Raw genomic sequence first — 22,567 nt, forward strand, 5'->3', positions numbered from 1 at the left:
GCGATCGATAATCAAGAATCCTTCGACACTTCATCAAAATCTTCCGCATCCTCCGCTAAGCCAGAACCCTCGCCACTCCTCAACCTCGGCGATTCCCGATTGCTCCCAGAATACCTGTCATCCAAACCCGAATCCCTGAGCGAAATCGCACTTCTTTGACTCGCTGACAACCGATCGCCCCCTCTCCCTCTACCCGAAATCGGCGGCTTCCGAGTTAAAGTTTTCCAAGCAGCCTTAATTCCTGTAACCACGCTGCGAGTTGTCACCTGCACATTTTGCGCCTGCTTCTTGGCGCTACCAATACTGCGATCGACCTGTTTGACAACCTCCCCCGCACTTTGCACCCCATCGCTAACATCATCGGTCAACTCGCTAATTTCGTGCCCCGTCAACCGAATCGCCTCCAAAGTCGGCGGAAACTCGCGAGAAAGCGTGTCAGCCAGCTTTTCCACGCTGCGCGCTGCCCGTGTCAATGCTTGCACCGCAGGTATCAAAGTCACTAATACAGCCGTCAAGCTAACTGCTACTAGCAAAATCGAAAGTCCTAGCCAAAAGATGGGATCGCTCACTTGTATCTCGGATTTGGGGTTTGGGAATTCATAAGCTGCTGTGGATCTAATTTTACAGTCAATTTTGATGAAATTCTTGTGGGATAGGCATCGGGCCCGTCCCCAACAGCTAAGTCATTTAGTGGATGGGAGGGCGCGACGCAGGACTGACTTCGGCTTCAGCTTCCGACAGTGTTTGGCGTTCCCGCTGAGTTGCTTCCAAACCGGCCGCGATCGCCTCTTTGAGTCTAACCAAAGTTTCGTCCCAATTTCGCAGTGCAGTTTCAGAAAGTCGATCGGCCTGCAACTGCACGCTAGTCGATAAATCCTCCGCCAACGCAGGCATTGCATCGGCCGATTTTTTCAATATCTGCCGCGTCTCTTTGCCCGCTCGCGGTGCCACCAGCAACCCAGTCACGGCCCCGATCGCAGAACCCACAAGCAAACCGCCAATAAATAATCCCGAACGTTTAGTTGACATTTTTATAACTTCTCTCCGTACACCAATTTTAGGCTAGGAAAGCCCGATCGCAGCCATGTGCCAAGCTAGAAATATGCTTGACAATTAGGATAGCTTATCTCAAAGGTCGATCGCGCCTGGGCCAAAGCATTCGCCCCAAACCCACCAATCCCAAAAGTTGCCGAACCTGTTGCAGTTGCAATTCCAGTTGTTGATAATTCCGTCGCACTTGATGAGCACCTCGTTGCCTTTTCGCAAGAAAAGTCGGCGATTTGACCAAGACATTGTGGCTGCGGCGCTCGATGGTCGCGATCCGCATTTCCAAGCGTGCTATCTTCCGCTTGAGTTTCCACACTCTCGCAGCGATATAAAAACACACCACAGATATTACTACATTGATAATTACAACACCAGTCAGCATTTTTTACCTATTTTCAACTACTAATCTATCCCGATTTTTCTGGCTCACTAGCAGCAACAGCCCACCAAATCTTTTGTATAGATACAACAATGTTGTGTCATGAACTACGTTGTAGGGACACAACATTGTTGTGTAAAAATCTATATCTCCCTATTCCTAAGACTCGTAAAGTTTTAAGCCTGAGACATAGCAGGCAAACAAACCTTAGTACCGCCCAAGCCGCAATAACCGTTCGGGTTTTTAGCAAGATACTGCTGGTGATAGCTTTCTGCGTAATAAAACTCAGGAGCCTCAATAATTTCAGTGGTAATCTTACCGTAACCTTCCGCCGTCAGAGCTTGCTGGTAAGCATCGCGCGAAGCTTCAGCTAGCTGTTTTTGGTTGGCTGAATAGGTGTAAATTCCCGATCGGTACTGAGTACCCGAATCATTACCCTGACGCATTCCTTGAGTCGGATTGTGACTTTCCCAAAAAACTTTGAGCAGCGTTTCGTAACTAACTACCTTGGGATCGAACGCAACCAAAACTACTTCATTATGTCCCGTCATCCCGCTGCAAACTTCGTTATAAGTAGGATTCGGAGTAATCCCCGCCGCGTAGCCCGCAGCCGTCGAAAAAACTCCCTCTTGCTGCCAAAATTTGCGTTCCGCGCCCCAAAAACAGCCCAAGCCAAACATGGCAATCTCCATGCCGTTTGGAAAGGGAGGTTTGAGCGGATTGCCGTTAACAAAGTGAGTTGCCGGTACCGGCATCGACTCTGCCCGTCCCGGCAATGCGTCTTGGGGAGAGGGCAGGCTCGACTTTTTGCCAAATCCAAATAGCACCATAAATTTGTGAGGGCGATCTCTGATAAACGTCTTTACCTTACTTAATAATATCAGATATTCACTGAAAATAGTGGTGTTTTTCAACTTAGAAGGTAAAAGCCACGAGGTAGAAGTGTTTTTCGGAAAACTTTTGGTGATGCTGCTCACAGAAAACACATTTTTAAATCACATTGAACCGTGCTATCTATCACCCAAAAATACCTAAAATATCACCTAATGTTGAGGTCTAAATCACGCAAATTTACGGCAAAATCACCGACTATTAAATTATGGGTTTGTAGTAGAAGTTATTCAACACAATTTATAGGGAGTGTTTATAAATGGCCGTTAAATCTTGCAGTAAATCTTTAAAATCAAATCCGTTTATTACTTACCGCGATCCGATTACAGGCAAGTGGATTGTGGCAGATCGGGATTTATCAAAATTAGCAGAACAACCACAGTTAGCAGTGGGTTGATATTTTTTGTTGATTTTATATTGACATTAAGAATGTTTTGCAACTACAACTAGTAGGGTGGAGCGGCTTATAGGTTTTCGATGATTAATCATATCACTTAGTCATCCTTAATAAAAGTGTTTGTAGTGAGAAATTTAGTTCTGTTAAAATTATGCGGACTGAAGTCCTCACTACGAACCTATTTGATTGTTTTTATTCCCGAGCTAGCGCACCCTAATTTTCAGCATTGCTCATCTCTTTTTGCAGTTCCAAATACCGATAGAGATATTCTGAAATTATCCCGTGTAAAAACAAGTCGCGCGCCGCATTAAACGGACTGTTTGGCGCTAGCGGATGGCGGTTGACAATGACATGATTCCAATCGCAATTTCCGGTAATCTCGCTGACGTAGAGTCCAAAATTTTCATCTAACTGAAGCGACATGACTGCTCGTGCAAATTCGTCGCTCGTCAAACACAGAGAATAAAACACTTTAAACAATTCGATCGCAGATTCTAAATCCAGAATCTTCAGCCACCTCAGTCTTTCAAAATCAATTTCAACTTCCACAGGTTGAATGCTATCATAATTAATTCCCCGTTTTTTAACAATCTGCAACCAGTTGGGATTTGTCAGCATTGCTTGGTTGTAATCCCAGACAAAGTTATACAGAATTAAGTCGTGTTCGAGAAAGGCATTTTCAGCTAAATCGCTAACTGTGCGCGGATAAAGTTTTGACTTTTCGATCTGGGTGTCCGGGCCGTTGTCAATCAAAAAGTTGATAATGTTGGAACCGATGTTGATGTGCCGCACAATTAAATAACCAGCTTCTGGGGAGACAAAGTTATTTAGGAAAAATGCTGCGGATTTGTGCATTAATTTGTAAGCACGAAATTGAAATGGCAACAGGCGCTTTGTTGTCATGATTGTCGCCAGCAACAAGTTAGCAATTACTTTGATCGGGATGAGCAAATAACTGCGAGTCCAGTTTTGTAAATCCCTCATCATGTATGCTTTTGCAACTAAATCGACTGGAATTGACCGATCGCAAAACAGCACCTCCCAAACATTCGGATCTCGGCGGTTATAGGGCTTTGTACTGTCAGGAATTTTGCGCTGATCTGGGAAATTTTCGGTATCTTGTTTTTGCAGCTTTTGCATTAGCAAATCTCCTCCAATTGCAGCAAATATAAACGAGCAGTAACGCGGGCGGTTTTGACAATGCGGCGAGCAATATCATCCGTCATCCATTCGGCATTCATCAAATTTTCCAGTTTGGCTAGATGCGACTCGTCATTAGCTCCGTGATAAGCTAAAAACGATACTTGTTCGGATTGCAAACCGAGAGTTTCTTGAATTTCTTTTGCCCACTTTCCGGCCAACCGATTTCCCAATCCTTCGATAATAAACATACTGCCAATTAAATCGACCGGATTTTCCCGCGATGCTTGGTGGAAGATAAAAGCTGATAGTGCTTCGCTGCCAATATTCTTATCATATTCGACAATTTTTGACAACTCACCGCCGACAGAAACATAATTTTGTTCGAGGATTTGATAGTCGCGGTGTTCGTCTTGGGCGTGGCCGATAAAAGTCGATCGCACGCGAAAGTCAGTCATGTTAGAAGCAGCACGCGCAATCCAACGAGCACCCTCGACAACTTGCGGACGGAGATTGCACAGCAATGCTTGATAGTCTTCTATTGTAAACTCTCCCCGGTACAATTTGCGGACAATGGGAACAGAACGAATGGAGCGATCGAACTTCAGCCAAATCCAGGCTAACTCCCGCAACAAATAAGCTTGCGGAGAGTAGGGATTTTCCGGTTTAAGGCTTTCGAGAGGAGAAGCTTCGGTAACAGCCAGCAAGTTAGAACTTTGACTAACCGTAGATTTCTTGGTATTTTCCACAACAGTTAACATCATGTAAGCCGTTGTAAAGCGGCCGCTTTCCGGGACAAAACAAAAGATTTTTTGTCCTGGCTGCAACTTGCCAGAATTGAACAATTCTTCTAACATTAAATAAATCGAGGCGCAGCCTGTATTTCCCCGCGAGTACAAATTGGTAAACCATTTTTCTTGAGGAATCATGCAGCCTGCTTGTTCCAGAAGTTCCACAATTTGTCTGCGAAAAAAGTGAGAGGAATAGTGGCACAGCAACCAGTCGATTTTCTGCGGACAAACTCTCCCTGCTTTAATCAATCTCAGCCAACCTTCAACGCCTAATTTCATTACATTGTCCAGCAATCGAATATTTTGCCGCAAGTCAAAAGCTCCGGCTGTAGCTGCATCGAGGTAGGAAGAATAATCCAACCAGCTTTTGGTTGATGTTTCGCTTGCTAATCCCGAATACATACAAACTGGATAAGCGTTGGCGTGAGAAGTTAGCTCAATCCATTCTATTTTTAAACTAATTCCTGTCGCGTTGGGATGGTTTTGCACCAGAAATGCTCCGCTGCCGTCGGAAAGCATCCAGCGCAAAAATTCTGTATCGAAAGGCAGGGGTTTTCCGGCTTGGACAGAAGTTTCTGCTTCAAATTTAGTGTTTTTGAACAGGCGCGAAGGAAATTCGGAGGCGACGGCGATTGCTGTTTGTTTTTTGCCGAGTTCGAGTTGAGATGCGACGTAGTTTAAGGCAGTAATTCCGGCACAACAAACTCCTTGAGTTGAAACTATTTCTAGGGGAGATAATTCTGAAAGTTCGCCGTGTACTGTGCTGGCAAATCCCGGTACTAATAAGTCTGGTAAAGTGGTGGCGCAGGCTAGTAAGTCGATCGCCCTTGGTTCCAAATTGGCTCGGGCGATCGCATCGCGGACAGCAAAGGCTGCCATTTGGCTGTTAGAATACAGTGTTTGCTGCTGTTTGTCGATCGCGTAATAGCGCTGTTTAATCCCGTTGCTGTTGAGAATGCGCTGTCTGATTCGCGAAGGGCGATCGGCAATTTTGCCCAAATACTCCTCCATCTCGTCATTATTAATTGGTTTTCCCGGCAAAAACTTTCCAATCCGATTGATATAAGCACTGTACATCGCGTCAACCTCTAAAATTGCTAATTTACTTTGTTAAATCAAGCCCGAAAATATCTAAAATTAATTGTGCTTTGGGAAGCAGCGAACTTGCAAGGAGTCACCAGTTATATTGTAGAGTTGGGCGAAATCAGACAAGTTGAGCAACAGTAGCAAGAAGTAATGTGAAGCGGGGTGAAGTTTTTTCTAAAATTGAGCCAATATATAACTAAAGTTCCTTCGCTGCTTCTCGACTGCAATGGATATTGCTTCATTAGATGCTTGGTATTCTCAATCTCAGCGCCGTGTGGCTGTTTCCCTGTTGATGAAACGAATCGGCGTAACTCGCACTAGGGCTGAATGCTTTGTCAGGCTTTGGATTTACTTATCCGTGAAACAGCTTCAGGAAAAACAGCCCCGTGTCAAACCGCCGCTGGCTAAACTGCAATTGCTAGCAACAGAAGTGCAGTGCACTCACCGGGAAGCAGCAGAACTATTTTACTCCGATTCCGATCGCGGGAGCGATCGCGCCGCCGGAATGATGTTAGACAAATTAGCAGCACTCGGATTAATTAAAAAACACTTTGACGGTAACGCTACAGCAATTGAAGTTCAACCAATTTATGAAATTTTAGAGCCCGCAGCGCCGGAAAATCCAACAAAACTCAAATTAGATGATTTTAACCCTCGGTGCGACGCAATCCCCGTAGCTAATTTACTAGCAAGCAACTACAATTGGATGAACCGCAGCACTAATACTGTTCCCCACAAAATTGCTAAAATTCTCCGGCTTTTGGCCAGTCAATACTCAAAAGGAATGCGAGTTTTGCGCCGCTCAGATAACCTGAATCCAGTCGGGTTTTATTTACTTTATCCCACATCTAGCGAATCTGAAGTCAATTTTTTTAACGATCCTAGCAAAAGCCTGCATTTAAGTTCTATTTCCGATATCGATCCTTTCAAAATGGCGCTACCAGGAGATAAAAATTGCCAGTCAGTATTTGTCCGCAGTTGGATTATCGAGCCGCAGTATTTGTCAGAATACCGGATTACTTTTCTGGAAGACACACAGAAAGTTTTAGTCGAAATGCAAACAGATTTTCTGAATCTTTGCGACTTGTATACGCTGATGATTCACCCCATGTACGAACAACAAGCCCTGGCTTTGGGATTTCTTAAGACTAGCTGCGACAGTCAATTATCTGTTTATTGGATGTATTTAGCATTAGATAGGTTTTTGGCGCTGGACATTAAGCAAGCGCTCAAAAATTTGTAATTAATATTAAAGGCGGTTTTGTCGTCAGGACTTTAGCCCTCATTTTCTCGAATTGGAGGACTGAACTCCTCACTACGAACCTGCTCAAAAATTTGTAATTAATATTAAAGGCGGGTTTGTAGTCAGGACTTTAGTCCTCATTTTCTTGAATTGGAGGACTGAACTCCTCACTACGAACCTGCTTTACAAAACCTCGCGACCAAGATAAGATTGCAGCACTTCCGGCACTTTTACTGTCCCGTCGGGCTGCTGGTAATTCTCCAAAATTGCCGCCATTGTCCGGCCCACAGCTAAACCGGAACCGTTGAGGGCGTGCACGAATTGAGTGCCTTTTTTCCCCGCTTCTTTAAAGCGAATATTAGCCCGCCGCGCCTGAAAATCTGCGACGTTGGAACAACTCGAAATCTCGCGGTATTTGCCGGCAGATGGCAGCCAGACTTCTAAATCGTAGGTTTTTGCTGCGGCGAAACCTAAGTCGCCGGTACAAAGCTCGATCGTCCGATAAGGCAATTTCAGAGCTTGCAAAACTCCCTCAGCATCCTGCACCAGTTGTTCGTGTTCTGCCTCGGAGGTACTCGGATGCACCAGTTTAACCAATTCTACCTTATTAAATTGGTGCAACCGAATTAATCCCCTCGTATCTTTGCCGTAACTTCCCGCTTCCCGGCGAAAGCAAGGAGTGAAAGAACAGTGATAAATTGGCAACTGTTCTGCTGTCAATATTTCACCTCGGTACAAATTGACAACCGGAACTTCGGAAGTAGGAATTAACCACAAATCGTCTCGATCGCACTTGAAACTTTCTTCGGCAAATTTCGGCAATTGACCCGTAGCAGTCAGGGATTCTGTGTTGACTAAAAATGGGGGAATTACTTCTATATAACCAGCTTTTATGTGGCGGTCGAGCATGAATTGAATAATCGCTCTTTCCAGGGCTGCACCGACTCCTACTAAGCTGACAAATCGAGGGGCTGCGATTTTTACTGCCCGTTCAAAGTTAATAATTCCTAATTTTTCGCCGATTTCCCAGTGCGACAAAATATTGGGATTTTGGGGAATGTATTCGTCTCCCCAGCGCCGGATTTCGATGTTTTCTTCTTCGTTTTTGCCCAAGGGGGTTGATTTACCCGGCAAGTTCGGCAGCGGCAGCAATAAAGTTTCTATTTGAGCTTTTAGTTCTTTTTCCTGTGCTTGCAATTCGTTCGACTGCGTGCCGACTTCATTGCCTTCTGCTTGCAAAGTCTGAATTTCGGGAGATTCCAGGGGTAAACCCGATTTTCTTTTTTGGCCGATGAGTTTGGCAATTTCGTTGCTGCGGGCTTGCAGTTGCGATCGGTTGCCTTCCAACTCCCGCTGCTGTTTGTCTAATTCTACGATTTGCTCGATTTCATAGTTGCCTCCCCTAGTGTTGAGGCTGTCTTCTACGGCTTGCGGGTTTTCTCGGATTAATTTGAGGTCTAGCACAGATTTTTTCTAAATTTTAAATTTTATAAGGATTTGCGATCGGAAACCCGATTTTGTGGAAAATATTGGCTTTCTCAAGCATAAATCTACGAATTAACAGGGTTTCTGAGGATTCTTGCGCCTGTCTCATCTTAGGTTAACAGGGACTAGATCCTGGGACATACAAGCTTTGGCAATCATTTAGCACCTCAACGATAACTTATTCTCATTGAAAAAATTGCTTGGTGTCACCCATCAGGGGTGACACCCCACAAAATGATGCTATAGTAAGCACATTAGTAGATGCACCCTGATAATTTTCTCCCCTAACCAGCGATGGTTGGGGGCTTTTTGTTTTTGGGGATCGCAGTTAAGATAAGACGGCGGTTGAAACCGCGCCTAGACAAACGATGTCCGCCTCCGCGGACTAAAGAGAATAACGTAATTTCAACCGCGAGCGTCTTCTTATCTTCAACCCGCGGAGGCGGGTGAGTGTTTGTATAGATGCGGTTTCAACCGCGAGCGTCTTCTTGGCATGAGTTTCGTTTGTATAGATGCGGTTTCAACCGCGAGCGTCTTCTTATCTAATCTCAATAAAAATGCGATCGACAAATCACCTATTCTGCTTCTTAGAAATATTTTCCAGCGAAGGCGGCATTCAATCCTACGCCCAAGACATCCTGAAAGCTTATCTGTCACTAACTTCAGCAAAAAACTTGCCTCTACAAGCAGAAGTTTTGCTATTACGAGATTCTCCAGATTGCCAGAATCCTTTTGAGTCAAAAAATCTCAAATTTTATTACCTAAAAACTCATCCCACTTGGCTCGCTCGCCTTAATTTTGCTGCAAAATTGCTGACTTGTTTACTGCAAAAACGCCCAGAACGGGTTTTTTGCGGTCACATCAAACTCGCACCGCTGATTAAAATGTTATGTCAGCCGCTGGGAATTCCTTACACGATTTTAACTTACGGCAAGGAAGTTTGGGAACCACTTTCACTAAAATATCAAATAGCAATGAGAGAAGCTGAGAGTATTTGGACGATTAGCAGGTACACGCGCGACCGCACTAGCAAACTTAACAATTTAAATTCAGAAAAATTTCAAATAGTGCCTTGCAGTGTCGATGAAAATATATTTTTTCCTGGCTCCCAACCTCAGCATTTATTAGAAAAGTACGATCTGGTTGGTGCTAAAATATTGATGACTGTAGCCAGATTGCGATCGAACGATACATACAAAGGCGTCGATGTCACAATCCAAGCTTTACCCGAAATCGCCAAAAGCTTTCCCCAGGTGAAATACTTAGTTATTGGCAAAGGAGACGATCGACCCAGATTAGCTAAACTCGCCGCCGATGTGGGAGTTACCGAAAGAGTAATATTTGCGGGTTTTGTGGCTGCAGAAAATTTAGCAGAACATTACCGGTTAGCCGATGCTTATGTCATGCCCTCCCAGGAAGGCTTCGGTATAGTTTATTTGGAAGCTTTAGCTTGCGGAGTACCGGTGCTGGCGGGGGATGCGGACGGGTCTGCCGATCCGCTGCAAGATGGTAAACTGGGATGGCGAGTTCCTCACCGAGATTCGGCAGCAGTAGCGGTTGCTTGTGTGGAAATTTTGCGAGGACAGGATAAAAGGTGCGATCGCCCTTGGTTGAGGGAACAAACCCTGGCAAGATTTAGTTTTCCATCCCTTTGTCAATCTTTACAAAGGATTTTTCAACCCTCTGACTCGCCCAGAAACGGGTAACGCGCCCCCGACAATCGTGGTGCAGATGCTCAAACTTTAGACCAAAGTTACAAGATTCCAGATTCAGATATTCCATGCCCGAATCGACTGACTCAGCTCTAATTATGCCGTAGAGAACGGTTTTTGCCTGTAAAATGGCAAAATTAACTCGATCGACAGCGTGAATTTGTAAGTAGGATAGAGTTACGCCTACCTGCAAAGACACCCAAGGAGACCACCGTGAACCAAGGCACCCCCAAAATCTCTTTAAACCTACCCCGTGTTAGCAATTGGCTGATACTGCTGGGCATCGCCTGCGTGTTGGTGTCAATTGGTTTGGGTTGGGTAGTGAAATCATTGTTGATTGTAGTAGGTTTGTTGCTGCTGACACCTGTGGTTGCATTTTTCGTACTTCAGTGGTGGCTGAAACGCAATTTAATTGAGGACAGTTGTCCTGTTTGTCAATACGAATTTACAGCTTTAAATCAAACTCAGTTTCAGTGTGCCAACTGCGGCGAACCTCTGAAAGTAGAGGAAGGTCATTTTAGCCGTTTAACTCCGCCCGGTACGATCGACGTTACCGCCGTGGAAGTATCATCAGTACAACAGTTGGAAGAATAGTTAGTTGTTATTGGTTATTGGTTATTAGTGTTATTGGTGATTATAATTAACAACTAACAATTAACAACTAACAAAAATTACTTTTCCAAGCGCACTGCGTACCACTGCAAAAACTTTCCAGGGCCGACATCTAATTCACAATAAGTATCAATTAAATGCTTAGCTTGAGCTTCCACAGTAGAAAGATTGTGGACATCACGCGGCAAATCTTCGTGTTCCCGGGCTAAAACCGCTTTCAGCTTTTCTAATAATTCCGCCGCCGTCAAAAACTGCTCCGGCTGGTTTGTTTCTAACACCACAAAAGTGTCTTCGTCATACAGTGACATAATTTCAAAGGTTGAGGTTAATTATTTCTAAAGTTTCGTCAAGTTAAGCGATCGAAAGTATACACTCTGAATTACCATTTTTCAGCCCCGGTTCGATCGTGTTACAATTGAAAAACTTCAGAATTCCTACCGGATTACCGTTATTAACTTAGTTATTCACCAAGTTGTCAACAGATCCGACCAGGCAGCATTTCTGAGGACATTTGTCAAGTACAAATTTGTCAAATGTCAAATCGTCAAGAAATATTCGATCGGCTGTATCTAAATTATAACTAGCACTATACATTCCATGATCGCATCTTCCACTTCAACCCCTGTCGCGCGCAAGCCCTCTAAATCAGAAGGTCTCAAAGAACGGAGCAATTATTTGCGAGAACCCGTTGCGACCGAACTGTTACAAGAGACAACCCACTTCACCGAAGAAGGGCTTCAGATTCTTAAATTTCACGGTTCGTACCAGCAAGACAACCGCGACAATCGAGTTAAAGGACAAGAAAAAGACTATCAGTTCATGCTCCGCACCCGCAATCCCGGCGGGTTTGTTCCGCCGCAGCTATATCTGACGTTAGACAAGCTATCGGAAGAATACGGCAACCATACACTCCGCGTCACAACACGTCAAGGCTTCCAAGTTCACGGCGTGTTGAAGAAAAATCTTAAAGCAGTGTTTTCCTCAATAATAAAAAATATGGGGTCAACCTTGGGAGCTTGCGGCGACTTGAACCGCAACGTCATGGCACCGCCAGCACCGTACAAAAATCGCTCAGAATACGAATATGCGCTGAAATACGCCAACAATGTCGCCGATTTGCTGACACCGCAAACCGGCGCTTATTACGAAATTTGGCTGGATGGAGAAAAGGCTGTTTCAGGGGAGGAAGATCCAGCAATCAAGGCTGCAAGACAGTCAAACGGCAATGGCACAACATTTGACGACAAAGAAGAACCGATTTACGGCAGCCATTATATGCCGCGGAAGTTCAAGTGTTCTGTTACGGTACCGGGAGACAATTCGGTAGACTTGTACTCTCAGGATTTGAGCTTGGTGGTAATTACCAATGAAGCTGGGGAGTTGCAAGGTTTTGACGTGTTTGCTGGGGGCGGTTTGGGACGCACTCACAATAAAGAAGAGACTTTTGCGCGGCTTGCTGATGAGATTTGCTATGTTGCTAAAGACGATGTTTACAATTTGGTCAAGGCAATTGTAGCAACCCAAAGAGATTTTGGAGATCGCACAGACAGACGGCACGCGCGACTGAAATATCTGATTAACGACAAAGGCGTACAGTGGTTTCGGGAAAAAGTAGCCGAATATTTTGGCAAGCCGCTAGAACAATTTAAACCGTTGCCAGAGTGGAAATATTTAGATTTCTTGGGCTGGCACGAACAAGGCGACGGTAAACTATTTGTCGGCATTTCCGTAGACAACGGCCGGATCAAAGATGAAGGTTCGTTTCAGCTAAAAACCGCTTTGCGGGAAATCGTGCAGAAGTACAATTTGCCGATGTTGGTGACACCGCACCAAAACGTTTTGATTTACGATATTTCGCCGGATCTCAAATCAGAAATTCAGGGAATATTCGATCGCTGTGGCATTCAGCGAGAAACAGCCATCGACCCCTTAGTGCGCTATGCGATGGCTTGTCCGGCAATGCCGACTTGCGGGTTGGCGATAACCGAGTCGGAGCGAGTAATTCCCAGCATTTTAGAGCGGATTCGGGCGCTTTTGACCAAAGTTGGTTTAGAAGACGAGCATTTTGTGGTGCGGATGACCGGTTGCCCCAACGGATGCGCCCGCCCTTATATGGCAGAATTGGCGTTTGTCGGGAGTTCGCCAGAATCCTACCAGATTTGGCTGGGCGGTTCTCCCTCGCAGACGCGGCTGGCAAAACCAATTGAGGAAAAGCTGCACGTCAATGATTTTGAAGCTTTTCTGGAGCCAATTTTTGTTTATTTCAAGCAAAAACGGCAAATAAGCGAGAGTTTTGGCAATTTTTGCGATCGCGTTGGGTTAGAATCTATCCGTCAATTTGTAACCAATCACCAATCTGCTGACTCGATGACAACTGAGATTAATGATTTAGAAGTTACGCCTAGTAACGGCGACGAAAACGAGACTGTCACTGCTGCCGGTGGCAAAGTCCGCCGTCGAATTAGCGTCCGCGATGAAATTTACAACGAGCTCAAGGAAGAAGCAGCCCGTCAGGGCAAGCCGATTACACAGCTAGCGACAGAGGCGATTTCCACTTATTTGAAGAAGATTAAGGAGGAAGCATAAGCCGATTTTCGCTTTTCGATTTTCGATCGCATCAAATAGCCCTCACGCAAAAATAACATAAAGGCAGAGCATTTGCAGAAAAAACTTAGATTTTTAACATAAATCTGGTTGTAAATGCTTTGCCTTTATTGTTTCCAGGCCGTTAAAACCCCGCCTACCTATCCCCTCTCATGCTCTCTTCCTCTGCGTTCTCTGCGCTCTCTGCGGTTAAAGAAAAAAAATCTAATAGAAAAACGAATAATCTAAAATTTAATGCCTCAATTACAAAGACTAACAGTTAATGCCGCCCAAATTCGCGATCGCACAATCGACTTAACTAGACAACAGCAGCATTATTTAAACCGGGTGCTGCGTTTGAATCAGGGCGATCGATTTATTGCGATGGACGGCTGCGGACATTGGTGGTTAGCAGTCCTAAAAGCTCAAGAAACCGGGTTAATTGCCTCGATAACAGAGGAGATTGCGGTGAACCGGGAGCTACCCGTCGAGGTAACTTTGATTGCGGCATTGCCCAAAGGAAACGGCTTTGACGAGGTTGTCAGACAGGCGGCGGAGTTGGGTGCGGCAAGTATTGTTCCGGTGACGAGCGATCGAACTTTGCTCAAACCCAGCAGTCAAAAAGTCGATCGCTGGAGAAAGATTGCGGAGGAGGCGGCGGAACAGTCGGAACGTCAAATTGTGCCGGCGGTTTTGGAACCTGTTTCATTTGATTTTGCTGTCCAAGATTGCAGTCAGAAATATCGATATATTTGTGTTGCTCGCGGAGACAACAGGCATTTGTGGGATTGTTTGTTAGCTGGTTTCGAGCCTCCCTTTGTAGGGGCGGCACCCCCCTGCCCGCCCCCTGGGAAAGAATTATCCATCGCGATTGCTGTTGGGCCCGAGGGTGGGTGGACGGAGGGTGAGGTAAAAAGGGCGATCGAATTTGATTTTGAACCTGTTTCTTTGGGTAGTAGAATCTTGAGGGCGGTGACTGCGCCGATAGTTGCTTTATCATTAGTAGGAGCTGCTTTTGAGAAATACCAATTATCCAAAAATACTTCTGAAAGTTGTTAGATACCGTAAGCTCAGCTAAAATGTGAGTTAGTTATGAGAAAAAAACTAAAATGTTAAAATCAGTAAAAGGTATATATCGAAATGGCAAAGTTGAATTATTAGAAACTCCCGAGGAATTAACAGAAGGGAAAGTTATTGTTACTTTTTTGTCAGAATCAGGGTTTGTAGAGCTGCCATCTCGCGGTATAGATCGGCAACAAGCCGGAGATTTACGGGTAAGGTTGAGCAGATTTACAGAGGATTGGGAACGACCGGAAATGGATATTTACGATGTCTTGTAATCGCGGTGATGTCGTCCTAGTTTTGTTTCCTAATGCTGATTTGCGTACTGCGAAGCCTCGTCCAGTTTTGATAGTTCAAGCTAATAATCTGGGGACTGGTTTAGGGCAAACTATTACGGCAATGATTACTAGCAATTTAGCCCGCGCAGGACACCCAAGCCGGTTTTTTTGTTTCCCTAGCAACACCGTAAGGCCAGCAAACGGGATTGCTAGCTGATTCGGTAATTATGACAGACAATCTTGTGACACTTTTAGAAGTTGAAATCGATCGCAAAATTGGTATTTGGTCAATATGACGGCAGTAGATGCAGCACTCAAGCACACTTTAGCAATCTGAGAAACAGGGCGAATTGAATTGAGTAAATATGAAAACAAATTTTAAATCAATCAGGTCTACCCTGTATGCTGTTAAGAGAAATTATCAGATAGGTGAGTTGACTAGCCATGAAAAAAGAGTCTAGAAAAATAAGAATTACTAATTGCTCTTTGCTCTCTCTGTGTTCTCTGCGTCCTCTGCGGTTAAATAATTCCGAATTATCCATTGCCAAACAACCAAAAATTCATAAAATAGGTAAAGTGAGAACCAATGAAAATAGAATTTAGAAAAGACCGATCGCTCTTTTGGTCAATCGCGCTTTTGACAATGTTAACTACAACATCAGTTTTGGTACAATATGAGCGCTCTGTCATGGCTCAACAGCTTAATTGCGATCGGCCTCAAGGGGATGTAGAAGTTAGAGCCTGTATTCGCTTGAGGTATGAACTCGCAGACGAGCGACTAAATGATGTTTACAAACAATTGATTGGTAAGTTGAGCAAGGAAGAGAAGGCGCTACTTGCAGAAGCACAATTAGGGTGGATTAAAGTGCGAGATAATACCTGCGAATTTGAAGTCTATCAAAATCGCGGCGGTACGGGTCATAGAGGTTTTTTGAATGAATGTTTGGAGCGAATTACCAAACAACGCACAGGGGAATTAGAAAAATATTTACAGAGATAAACGAGGCATAGCGATCGATGCTAAAATTAAACATTTCAACTAAGTTTGTGACGTTACTAATTGGCACAATTATCATTTTTGCGGTTTGGGTAACATCAGTCAGCGCTCAAGTGCAACTCACAGAGCGATCGAAATTAGCAATTAATGGCATAGGACCGATCCGAGTAGGAATGACCGTTGATGAAGCCTCACGCTCTGCTGGAATTAAATTAATTAAAAGTGGGAGTGGGGGTATGGACGAATATCAGTGTTCCTATGTTCGCCCACAAGGAGCGCCAAAAGGAATTTCCTTTATGGTAGCAAAGGATCGTATTGCCAGAGTAGATATTAACAACGATCGCACGACCACGATCGCAGGAGCTAAAATTGGGAATACCCAACAACAAATTATTAAGCTGTATCCAGGGCAAATAAAAGTAACTCCACATCCTTATGTTGGCAGTCCACCTCAAAATGGCAAATATTTAACTTTTGTACCTAAAGATGCGGCTGACAAAAACTACCGGATTATTTTTGAGACTAGCAAAAATCGTGTAACTCGCTTTCGTTCAGGGAGGCTTCCTGAAGTAGAGTATATAGAAGGCTGTTCGTAATCTGGCAAAAATCCCTACCAAAGATCAAGAAAACTCATGAAAATGCGATCGCCCAGAATCATCACCATCATCGCAGCAATCCTAGCCGCCACCAGCATACAATCTGTAACGGCCCAGCGATCGCCAAATCAACGACAATTCCTAGCCAATACTCAGCTATCTGACAAACAAACAAATCAGCTTAAGTCTCTCGGAACTAAAGTTGCCATTCCTAGCTATGTTCCCGATGGATTTCAGGTCGCTAGCGTTCAAGTTAAACCTTGTCCTTCGGGAGTCCGCCGTTTTTGCCCTAACTACGCAATTATCTATCGCAACCCCAATAACTCTTGCTTTGCTATTGAATCCACAGGTGGCGGTATTGGCGATATGCCATCGACTGACTTAGAACGAAGTTATCCAGTCAACAATTCAATATTGGGCAAAAGCGCAGTGTTAAAGTATCGTAAAAACCCTAGATTGTCTGGTCCTACTTTAACAGGAAATTGGATGGGAAAAGGCCCATTTTACAGATTTACTGGTGCGGGTTCTCGTCTTTTCTTAGATACCGCGCCTCCAGAGTTATCTAATTGTAGCAATATTAGCGCCCGAGAAGCTGTCCGGGTTTGGGAATCTTTGCGATACTTGCCGTAAAACTCTCAAATAATAATACCATAGTGTCATCAGTCTTGGGCGATCGGATCCGCAAAGATACCTAGACATTAAGCGTTAACTCCCATCAACTTTAACTTAAATTTAACCAACCGCTAAACAAACTCAAAAACAGGTGTTTAAATCACCCTAGTAGGCTTTATATCTTCCCAAATCACCTTCTGTAACCGTTCCACAGTCTCAGGCAAAAAAAATCGCTCTCCCGTTTCCAAACACACTCTAGCAGGAATATTTTCAATAATAAACTTACCATTAATTTCAAGCGTATAAGTTACCTTTCGTTCCACCATTGTTTCTGGCAAAATGTCATTGTTCATTTTGATTTATCCTCAACTTAAAATTCATCCAAATTTCCCTATCTGGTTCCTATAAAGTAAGGATTTTTACGGTTCTTCCTTACTTGGTATGCTAAACTAACACTTAAAATGCCCAGGAGAGCAAACCTCTATTTTTGTAGTTTTCAAAATTCCTAAAGCCATAGGCAGAACGTTTTATTAACTTAAGTTTGTTGTTAATACCTTCAACAATACCACTTGTTGTCCTATTATCAAAGTAAGCAATTATCTCATCAAACCAATTAGTAATAGTCTTCACAGTATCTGGAAAATATTGTTTGGCTCTTTTTTGCCAGATCCCAATTCTCAACAATCCCCTCAACCAATTTGTTTTTTTATTTTCAAATACTTGTCGAAATCTTTCTTTAATTTATGCATTTCTGCCAGATTGGGAAACAGTTTTTTTAACCTGCATTAATTTGATGTTTTGCTCCTCATTTAAATTATCTTTATTCTTTAATAATGAATATTTACTTTCGTTTATTACCTCTAATATTTCTTGACATTCTACTGCTTTTTTGGACTGTTTTGATTTTTCCCTTAAATCTATTACTTGCCTTCTTTCGCGCTTTCTTTGTGCATCTAACTCCTTGTTGACTTGTACCATTACATGAAATCTATCCGCTACTACTTGAGCATTTGGCATAAGTTTTTGTACTAGGCTTTTGTAACCTTTCCACAAATCTATACTTACTTCTTCTATTGCTTCTAAAACCTCTGAACCCCATGAATTTAGGACTGGCTCGATTTCAGTTTGTGTTCTTCCTTTGACAATTGTAATTAATTTAGATGTTTCTAAATCGATTAATACGGCACTGTAATTTCCTTGACCTTTGATTAAATATATTTCATCAATTCCTAGTTTTTTTAAATTTGATGGTTTTAATGATAATTTTTCTGAAGCATCTGACAACATTCTTTCTATTTCTTCTGTTGTGACTACTCCTTGTTTTGCTACACTGTGAATATCACTCGACAAAACTGACTTGATTGTTGTATTTGCCAGTCGTTTTGTCTAAGTTCTTCGGTTGTTCACAAAGTCCAATTTTTCTCCCAATGGTTTGCCACATTTTTTACATTTAAACTGTCGCCTGTTTATTTCTAAAAATACTGGCTGTTCTCCCCATGATAAATCAAGGCGTTGCTTAATCAGGGTATAAAAAAAATAAGTTTAAAGTCCAGAAGCTTTGTGGGTACTGGGTACTGGTTTCTATGATTGGCATATTTAGTCTTTCATACCGTAAATCAGCAACGCCATCAAATCAAGTAACTTGACAGTGAATAAAATAGGTTAAAATAGGTGCGATAGCTCTCTCTCTCACCTCACCTTATTAATGAAAATCGCCACCTGGAATGTCAACTCAATCCGCACCCGCATCGAACACGTTACCAACTGGTTGCAAACCAACTCCCCAGACGTTCTCTGCTTGCAAGAAACCAAAGTCACAGACAAAGACTTCCCCCTAGAACCCTTCACCAATCTCGGCTACAACTGTTACATTTCTGGTCAAAAATCCTACAACGGCGTAGCTATTTTTAGCCGGTCGCCCATGTCACAAATCAGCACCGGATTTTCCCCCCTTCTCGGCCCCGAAACCGTCGGCAGCTTCGACGAACAAAAGCGCCTCATCGCCGGGGTTATAGACGATATTTGCATCATCTCCGTCTACGTTCCCAACGGTTCCGAAGTCGGCAGCGAGAAATATGAATACAAGCTGCATTGGCTCAAACTGCTCCAAGAATACCTCAAAATAGCACTAGACAACTTGCCCAACCTGTGCATTTGCGGCGACTTCAACATCGTACCGGACGATCGAGATATCCACAATCCCAAAGCTGCTGCAAACTCAGTTGGCCTATCAGTAGCCGAACGCCTCGCATTAACAGAAATCATAGAATTAGGACTGAGCGACCCCTTCCGCAAATTCACATCAGAAGGCGGCCATTATAGCTGGTGGGACTATCGCGCCGCCGCATTTCCCCGCAACAACGGTTGGAGAATCGACCACCATTATCTCAGCGCTTCCCTGTACGAAAAAGCAAAAAACTGTACAATAGATATTGCTCCCCGAAAATTGATTAAACCCAGCGACCACACCCCCGTAATTGTCGAAATTTGATTTATAAGTTATAAGGTTAATAACAACTGACATCTTGCACTATTCTCAACAATTCTTTTATGGGCGGGCAGGATGCCAAACCCCTACTCCCCACAAGAAAATTCACTCTTTGTGGAACAGGCCGGACAGCCTGTTCTAAACAAAGGTACAAAATCTAGATAACAACCAACATCTAAAAATCATGTTCTTAGTAACCGGAGCAACAGGCGCACTAGGCCGCCGAATAGTACGACAAATTAGACAGCAAGACAAGCCTGTTCGCGCCTTTGTTCGCCTCGCATCTCGCTACTCGGAACTAGAAAACCGAGGCGCAGATATTTTTATCGGCGACTTAAAACAAGACAAAGATATTAAAAAAGCTTGCCAAGGAGTGCAGTACATCATCAGCACCCACGGCACTGGCGGCGACGTTCAAGCAGTACACTACCGCGCTAACATAGAACTAATCGACTGTGCCAAAGAAACAGGAGTACAGCACTTTGTATTTCTTTCTGTACTGGGAGTCGATCGCGGATACGAAGATTCCGCAGTATTCAAAGCCAAACGAGAAGTCGAAAAATACCTGCAAAACAGCGGATTAAACTATACCATTTTGCGGCCCGCCGGTTTTGCTTCCAGCCTGCTGCCACTCGCCGAAAGATTTCGAGAAACCGGAATTTATCTGCTGATTGGCGATGGCAAAAACCGCACCTCAGTTGTGAGTACCGACGACTTAGCAAAGATTGCCGCAAACTCGCCAACAGTCGAAGGCGCGCGCAACCAAATTTTAGCAGTCGGCGGCCCCGATGTTCTGACCAGAGACGATATTGCCCGAATTTTCGGACGCTTGTTCAATCGCGAACCTGTGGTAATTAACCCGCCCTTGGTTGTGTTTGACGGCTTACGAAATGCCTTGGGTTTGTTGAATCCTCAAGCTCAAAAAGACTTAGGAACTTTGCGGGTATTGTTGGGTAACGAATTTTTTTGCACTTCCGAAGAAGTGCAAAATTTGGAGTCTATCTACGGCATGAGAATGGAATCTCTAGAAAGCTTTTTGCTCCGTAATTTGAGCGTTTAAAAGACTCGTTCGCAGTTGCGCTTTCCCGCAACTGCGAACGTTTTAAGCAGACACAAAAACAGGTTCACCACCACCAATATAGCTGGTAACTGCGATCGGTGGAGAACAAGGCTTAGCAATCAAATAACCTTGAACAAAATCCGCTCCCCGCTGTCGAACCCACTCCAATTCCTCCACAGTTTCCACACCTTCAGCAACAGTTTTAATATCTAATTGAGCGGCAACTTCTAACATTTTTTCAGTAATTAGTGCCTTATAAAAATCTTGATGAACGTTCCGAATTAATTGCATATCCAACTTCAGAAAATCCGGCCGCAACTGGTGCATCAAATTTAAATTAGAAGAACCGCTGCCAAAATCGTCCAGGGCAATTAAAAATCCCGCTTCTCGGTAAAACCTCAGAATTTTAATCAAGTGCTCCATATCAGGAGGATGCTGAGATTCCGATACTTCAAAAACAATATTGCTGTGAGAAATTCCAGATTCATCAATAGCCTGCACAGTCATTCGCAGGCACGTAGCGGGATCGTAAACAGCAGTCGGAGAAAAATTAATAAAAAGTAGTTCTTTGAGTTCGTGCACTTTGGCTTCGCGGATAGCGCGAGTGCGGGCTAAAGCATCGAGTTGAAAAATTATACCGGCCGATTCAGCTTGGCCAAAAATCTTACCCGGAGGAATTAAGTTTCCCTCTTCGTCAATTCCTCGGAGTAGGGCTTCGTGGGCGAAAATTTTAGAAGTATCTGACGTATAAACAATGGGCTGAAAATGCGTAGTAATTCGTTCTTCGTACAACAAATCTAACAGCCAATCAGACTTGCTGAAGTTAAGAAAAGAGTCTAAGGAAGTGCTGCGATAAAAATCGCTAAATTTCGGCTGTTCAACTTCGCGCATCCACAAAACTTTTGTATCTTTCAACTCTTGATTTGTCAGCTTCGATGAGGCTAGGGCGCTAAAGTTTTCTTTGGCTATTCCCTCAAGGGTAACGTACAAACACTTGCTCTCTTCTAAAAGCTGGAATTGAAGTTTTGCTGTGGTGAGTGCAGAAATAACCTTGTTCAGCGTGTGCGATACTGGAAACCACAGGTATAAGCCTCCGCTCCCCACTATTTTTTCGGGTACCGTTTCGCAGCGAGAGCAGGAACCGAAGGCTTTGCTACTTCTTTGCACTAAAATATCCTCCGATTTTTGGATAAAGTTGACAACGGTTAGAGATCAGCTGTGGCACAAATACACATTGCATATTCAGGGCGGGGGGACACCCCACTCAGTATTTTTTTGTTTCTTAGATAAAATTTCAATGCTGCAACAGCTTACAGCTTCATCATAAACTTATTCCGCTATTAATACATCTACCTCAACGTGTAAATATTGATTAACTGGTCGTTAACAATTATTGTTGTGTTTTTATTTGCCTCTAGTTTCAAACCGTGGTGCAATTTCTCAGCATCGATCGACTACATAAAATCAAACACAGTCTCGAATCTGGCTCTCCTGAGTTTGTGGTGATAAACAAACCGCATATCCTGACTCCAAAGGCATCACAGCATCGCGAACAGTTGTGTCTGATACCGTATCCATCATAATAAACCAAGGAGAGCCTCGAATCTCAACAAAAGCAGAATATTCAAACTTGCTTTCTAGTCTCTACAGATGTTCTAATTCTTGACACCTGATTCTCTACATGGCTTTGCCCAAATAGCGGCAACAGTTGATTTTTGGGGTCAAGGGAATTAACTGCCCGATCGACAATTTGAGCTCACCAAAAGTATAGACAGCAGGACGATTTATTCAACCATAGGTCAAATAAATCCTTAGATAAATCCTCAGAGGCTACCTATGGTAATAAGAGTACCCCAGAAAAGTTAAGGTAATGGGGAATTGGCAGAAATTGGGCAGAAAGCTGCGTTGACACCGCCCAAAACAAAACCAAAGCAAACTTACTGGCGATCGAATATCCAATTTAGGAATGAAAATCGGGATGACAGGATTTGAATTAAGCTCTCCGAAGTATTCTACCACTTTCCGCCATCCTAGCCCATATTTTCGCTCAATCTAGGCAACCTATTTTGCATCTGAGCGAAAACTGAGTGGGTCTGCTGTATGCTTTA

At 43.7% G+C, this 22,567-nt stretch carries 24 protein-coding genes and 1 pseudogene; 13 read left to right on the plus strand and 12 right to left on the minus strand.

All coding sequences use genetic code 11. The features are described from left to right. Positions 1-11 precede the first annotated feature (11 nt). The 4 genes from IQ270_RS11210 to msrA form a co-directional block, all read right to left on the minus strand. Positions 12-569 carry a DUF948 domain-containing protein gene (locus IQ270_RS11210; RefSeq protein WP_193973299.1) on the minus strand — a complete coding sequence of 186 codons (558 nt, stop codon included), beginning with the start codon at positions 567-569 and terminating at the stop codon, positions 12-14. Positions 570-687: 118 nt separating this feature from the next. After that, a complete protein-coding gene (locus tag IQ270_RS11215) occupies positions 688-1,029 on the minus strand; it encodes a YtxH domain-containing protein (RefSeq protein ID WP_193973300.1) in 342 nt (113 codons plus the stop codon). A gap of 94 nt (positions 1,030-1,123) precedes the next feature. Beyond that, positions 1,124-1,429, minus strand: coding sequence for a hypothetical protein (locus tag IQ270_RS11220; RefSeq protein WP_193973301.1), 306 nt, complete (start codon positions 1,427-1,429; stop codon positions 1,124-1,126). 173 nt (positions 1,430-1,602) lie between these two features. Further along, the gene (gene msrA, locus IQ270_RS11225; protein WP_193973322.1) at positions 1,603-2,256 is read right to left on the minus strand and encodes a peptide-methionine (S)-S-oxide reductase MsrA; all 654 of its coding nucleotides are present in this window, start codon (positions 2,254-2,256) and stop codon (positions 1,603-1,605) included. Between the two features lie 320 nt (positions 2,257-2,576). Between msrA and IQ270_RS11230 the strand changes: the two genes are divergently transcribed. Then, on the plus strand, positions 2,577-2,714 hold the full coding sequence (locus IQ270_RS11230; RefSeq protein ID WP_193973302.1) for a hypothetical protein: 138 nt from the start codon (positions 2,577-2,579) through the stop codon (positions 2,712-2,714). 213 nt (positions 2,715-2,927) lie between these two features. Here IQ270_RS11230 and IQ270_RS11235 read toward each other — a convergent pair whose 3' ends face one another. Next, positions 2,928-3,854: a hypothetical protein gene (locus IQ270_RS11235; protein ID WP_193973303.1), complete on the minus strand. Its 927-nt coding sequence runs from the start codon at positions 3,852-3,854 to the stop codon at positions 2,928-2,930. Continuing rightward, positions 3,854-5,722 (minus strand): 3-oxoacyl-[acyl-carrier-protein] synthase III C-terminal domain-containing protein, encoded by a 1,869-nt coding sequence (locus IQ270_RS11240; RefSeq protein WP_193973304.1) that lies wholly within the window; start codon positions 5,720-5,722, stop codon positions 3,854-3,856. Before IQ270_RS11240 ends, IQ270_RS11235 begins: the two co-directional genes overlap by 1 nt. Positions 5,723-5,957: 235 nt before the next feature. On the opposite strand from IQ270_RS11240, the gene IQ270_RS11245 reads away from it, so the two are divergent. Continuing rightward, entirely contained in the window at positions 5,958-6,974 is a 1,017-nt protein-coding gene (locus tag IQ270_RS11245; protein WP_193973305.1) for a hypothetical protein, read from the plus strand. 183 nt (positions 6,975-7,157) lie between these two features. Here IQ270_RS11245 and serS read toward each other — a convergent pair whose 3' ends face one another. Further along, a complete protein-coding gene (gene serS, locus IQ270_RS11250; protein WP_193973306.1) occupies positions 7,158-8,438 on the minus strand; it encodes a serine--tRNA ligase in 1,281 nt (426 codons plus the stop codon). A gap of 578 nt (positions 8,439-9,016) precedes the next feature. Here serS and IQ270_RS11255 point away from each other — a divergent pair. Together IQ270_RS11255 and IQ270_RS11260 are read left to right on the plus strand one after the other, a co-directional pair. Next, positions 9,017-10,165 carry a glycosyltransferase family 4 protein gene (locus tag IQ270_RS11255; RefSeq protein WP_193973307.1) on the plus strand — a complete coding sequence of 383 codons (1,149 nt, stop codon included), beginning with the start codon at positions 9,017-9,019 and terminating at the stop codon, positions 10,163-10,165. Between the two features lie 219 nt (positions 10,166-10,384). Then, positions 10,385-10,765, plus strand: coding sequence for a hypothetical protein (locus tag IQ270_RS11260; RefSeq protein WP_193973308.1), 381 nt, complete (start codon positions 10,385-10,387; stop codon positions 10,763-10,765). Positions 10,766-10,842: 77 nt separating this feature from the next. On the opposite strand, the gene IQ270_RS11265 is transcribed toward IQ270_RS11260, so the two are convergent. Further along, entirely contained in the window at positions 10,843-11,091 is a 249-nt protein-coding gene (locus tag IQ270_RS11265; RefSeq protein ID WP_193973309.1) for a chlororespiratory reduction protein 7, read from the minus strand. Between the two features lie 289 nt (positions 11,092-11,380). Between IQ270_RS11265 and sir the strand changes: the two genes are divergently transcribed. The 7 genes from sir to IQ270_RS11300 all read left to right on the plus strand — a co-directional run bounded on the left by sir (position 11,381) and on the right by IQ270_RS11300 (position 16,929). Beyond that, the gene (sir, locus tag IQ270_RS11270) at positions 11,381-13,369 is read left to right on the plus strand and encodes a sulfite reductase, ferredoxin dependent (RefSeq protein WP_193973310.1); all 1,989 of its coding nucleotides are present in this window, start codon (positions 11,381-11,383) and stop codon (positions 13,367-13,369) included. A 252-nt stretch (positions 13,370-13,621) separates the two neighbouring features. After that, positions 13,622-14,425: a 16S rRNA (uracil(1498)-N(3))-methyltransferase gene (locus tag IQ270_RS11275; RefSeq protein WP_193973311.1), complete on the plus strand. Its 804-nt coding sequence runs from the start codon at positions 13,622-13,624 to the stop codon at positions 14,423-14,425. A gap of 50 nt (positions 14,426-14,475) precedes the next feature. Further along, the gene (locus IQ270_RS11280) at positions 14,476-14,706 is read left to right on the plus strand and encodes a hypothetical protein (RefSeq protein ID WP_193973312.1); all 231 of its coding nucleotides are present in this window, start codon (positions 14,476-14,478) and stop codon (positions 14,704-14,706) included. Beyond that, positions 14,696-14,923 carry a type II toxin-antitoxin system PemK/MazF family toxin gene (locus IQ270_RS32260; RefSeq protein WP_228056261.1) on the plus strand — a complete coding sequence of 76 codons (228 nt, stop codon included), beginning with the start codon at positions 14,696-14,698 and terminating at the stop codon, positions 14,921-14,923. The genes IQ270_RS11280 and IQ270_RS32260 overlap by 11 nt, the downstream gene beginning before the upstream one ends. Positions 14,924-15,292: 369 nt before the next feature. Continuing rightward, on the plus strand, positions 15,293-15,706 hold the full coding sequence (locus tag IQ270_RS11290) for a lysozyme inhibitor LprI family protein (RefSeq protein ID WP_193973313.1): 414 nt from the start codon (positions 15,293-15,295) through the stop codon (positions 15,704-15,706). Between the two features lie 47 nt (positions 15,707-15,753). Beyond that, positions 15,754-16,299, plus strand: coding sequence for a hypothetical protein (locus IQ270_RS11295; protein WP_339384126.1), 546 nt, complete (start codon positions 15,754-15,756; stop codon positions 16,297-16,299). 36 nt (positions 16,300-16,335) lie between these two features. Then, entirely contained in the window at positions 16,336-16,929 is a 594-nt protein-coding gene (locus tag IQ270_RS11300) for a hypothetical protein (protein ID WP_193973315.1), read from the plus strand. Between the two features lie 137 nt (positions 16,930-17,066). On the opposite strand, the gene IQ270_RS11305 is transcribed toward IQ270_RS11300, so the two are convergent. The 3 genes and pseudogenes from IQ270_RS11305 to IQ270_RS32265 form a co-directional block, all read right to left on the minus strand. Beyond that, the gene (locus IQ270_RS11305; RefSeq protein ID WP_193973316.1) at positions 17,067-17,264 is read right to left on the minus strand and encodes a YgiT-type zinc finger protein; all 198 of its coding nucleotides are present in this window, start codon (positions 17,262-17,264) and stop codon (positions 17,067-17,069) included. A gap of 103 nt (positions 17,265-17,367) precedes the next feature. Further along, positions 17,368-18,198, minus strand: a pseudogene (locus IQ270_RS30935) (ISL3 family transposase). Positions 18,199-18,297: 99 nt separating this feature from the next. Continuing rightward, positions 18,298-18,435 carry a transposase family protein gene (locus tag IQ270_RS32265; RefSeq protein WP_193973324.1) on the minus strand — a complete coding sequence of 46 codons (138 nt, stop codon included), beginning with the start codon at positions 18,433-18,435 and terminating at the stop codon, positions 18,298-18,300. 181 nt (positions 18,436-18,616) lie between these two features. On the opposite strand from IQ270_RS32265, the gene xth reads away from it, so the two are divergent. Both xth and IQ270_RS11330 read left to right on the plus strand, forming a co-directional pair. Next, positions 18,617-19,402, plus strand: coding sequence for an exodeoxyribonuclease III (xth, locus tag IQ270_RS11325; protein ID WP_193973318.1), 786 nt, complete (start codon positions 18,617-18,619; stop codon positions 19,400-19,402). Between the two features lie 181 nt (positions 19,403-19,583). After that, entirely contained in the window at positions 19,584-20,459 is an 876-nt protein-coding gene (locus IQ270_RS11330; protein WP_193973319.1) for an SDR family oxidoreductase, read from the plus strand. A gap of 42 nt (positions 20,460-20,501) precedes the next feature. Here the strand turns inward: IQ270_RS11330 and IQ270_RS11335 are convergent, their stop codons facing one another. Continuing rightward, positions 20,502-21,626, minus strand: coding sequence for an EAL domain-containing protein (locus IQ270_RS11335; RefSeq protein ID WP_193973320.1), 1,125 nt, complete (start codon positions 21,624-21,626; stop codon positions 20,502-20,504). Positions 21,627-22,567 lie beyond the last annotated feature (941 nt).

The organism is Microcoleus sp. LEGE 07076 (assembly GCF_015207455.1).
GTDB lineage: Bacteria > Cyanobacteriota > Cyanobacteriia > Cyanobacteriales > Microcoleaceae > Microcoleus.

Excerpts from the sequence above, each read along its gene's own strand:
- IQ270_RS11215 (WP_193973300.1), bottom strand. The coding sequence starts at position 1,029 with ATGTCAACTAAACGTTCGGGATTATTTATTGGCGGTTTGCTTGTGGGT.
- IQ270_RS11220 (WP_193973301.1), bottom strand. The coding sequence starts at position 1,429 with ATGCTGACTGGTGTTGTAATTATCAATGTAGTAATATCTGTGGTGTGT.
- msrA (WP_193973322.1), bottom strand. The coding sequence starts at position 2,256 with ATGGTGCTATTTGGATTTGGCAAAAAGTCGAGCCTGCCCTCTCCCCAA.
- IQ270_RS11230 (WP_193973302.1), top strand. The coding sequence starts at position 2,577 with ATGGCCGTTAAATCTTGCAGTAAATCTTTAAAATCAAATCCGTTTATT.
- IQ270_RS11235 (WP_193973303.1), bottom strand. The coding sequence starts at position 3,854 with ATGCAAAAGCTGCAAAAACAAGATACCGAAAATTTCCCAGATCAGCGC.
- IQ270_RS11240 (WP_193973304.1), bottom strand. The coding sequence starts at position 5,722 with ATGTACAGTGCTTATATCAATCGGATTGGAAAGTTTTTGCCGGGAAAA.
- IQ270_RS11245 (WP_193973305.1), top strand. The coding sequence starts at position 5,958 with ATGGATATTGCTTCATTAGATGCTTGGTATTCTCAATCTCAGCGCCGT.
- IQ270_RS11255 (WP_193973307.1), top strand. The coding sequence starts at position 9,017 with ATGCGATCGACAAATCACCTATTCTGCTTCTTAGAAATATTTTCCAGC.
- IQ270_RS11265 (WP_193973309.1), bottom strand. The coding sequence starts at position 11,091 with ATGTCACTGTATGACGAAGACACTTTTGTGGTGTTAGAAACAAACCAG.
- sir (WP_193973310.1), top strand. The coding sequence starts at position 11,381 with ATGATCGCATCTTCCACTTCAACCCCTGTCGCGCGCAAGCCCTCTAAA.
- IQ270_RS11275 (WP_193973311.1), top strand. The coding sequence starts at position 13,622 with ATGCCTCAATTACAAAGACTAACAGTTAATGCCGCCCAAATTCGCGAT.
- IQ270_RS11280 (WP_193973312.1), top strand. The coding sequence starts at position 14,476 with ATGTTAAAATCAGTAAAAGGTATATATCGAAATGGCAAAGTTGAATTA.
- IQ270_RS32260 (WP_228056261.1), top strand. The coding sequence starts at position 14,696 with ATGTCTTGTAATCGCGGTGATGTCGTCCTAGTTTTGTTTCCTAATGCT.
- IQ270_RS11290 (WP_193973313.1), top strand. The coding sequence starts at position 15,293 with ATGAAAATAGAATTTAGAAAAGACCGATCGCTCTTTTGGTCAATCGCG.
- IQ270_RS11300 (WP_193973315.1), top strand. The coding sequence starts at position 16,336 with ATGAAAATGCGATCGCCCAGAATCATCACCATCATCGCAGCAATCCTA.
- IQ270_RS11305 (WP_193973316.1), bottom strand. The coding sequence starts at position 17,264 with ATGAACAATGACATTTTGCCAGAAACAATGGTGGAACGAAAGGTAACT.
- xth (WP_193973318.1), top strand. The coding sequence starts at position 18,617 with ATGAAAATCGCCACCTGGAATGTCAACTCAATCCGCACCCGCATCGAA.
- IQ270_RS11330 (WP_193973319.1), top strand. The coding sequence starts at position 19,584 with ATGTTCTTAGTAACCGGAGCAACAGGCGCACTAGGCCGCCGAATAGTA.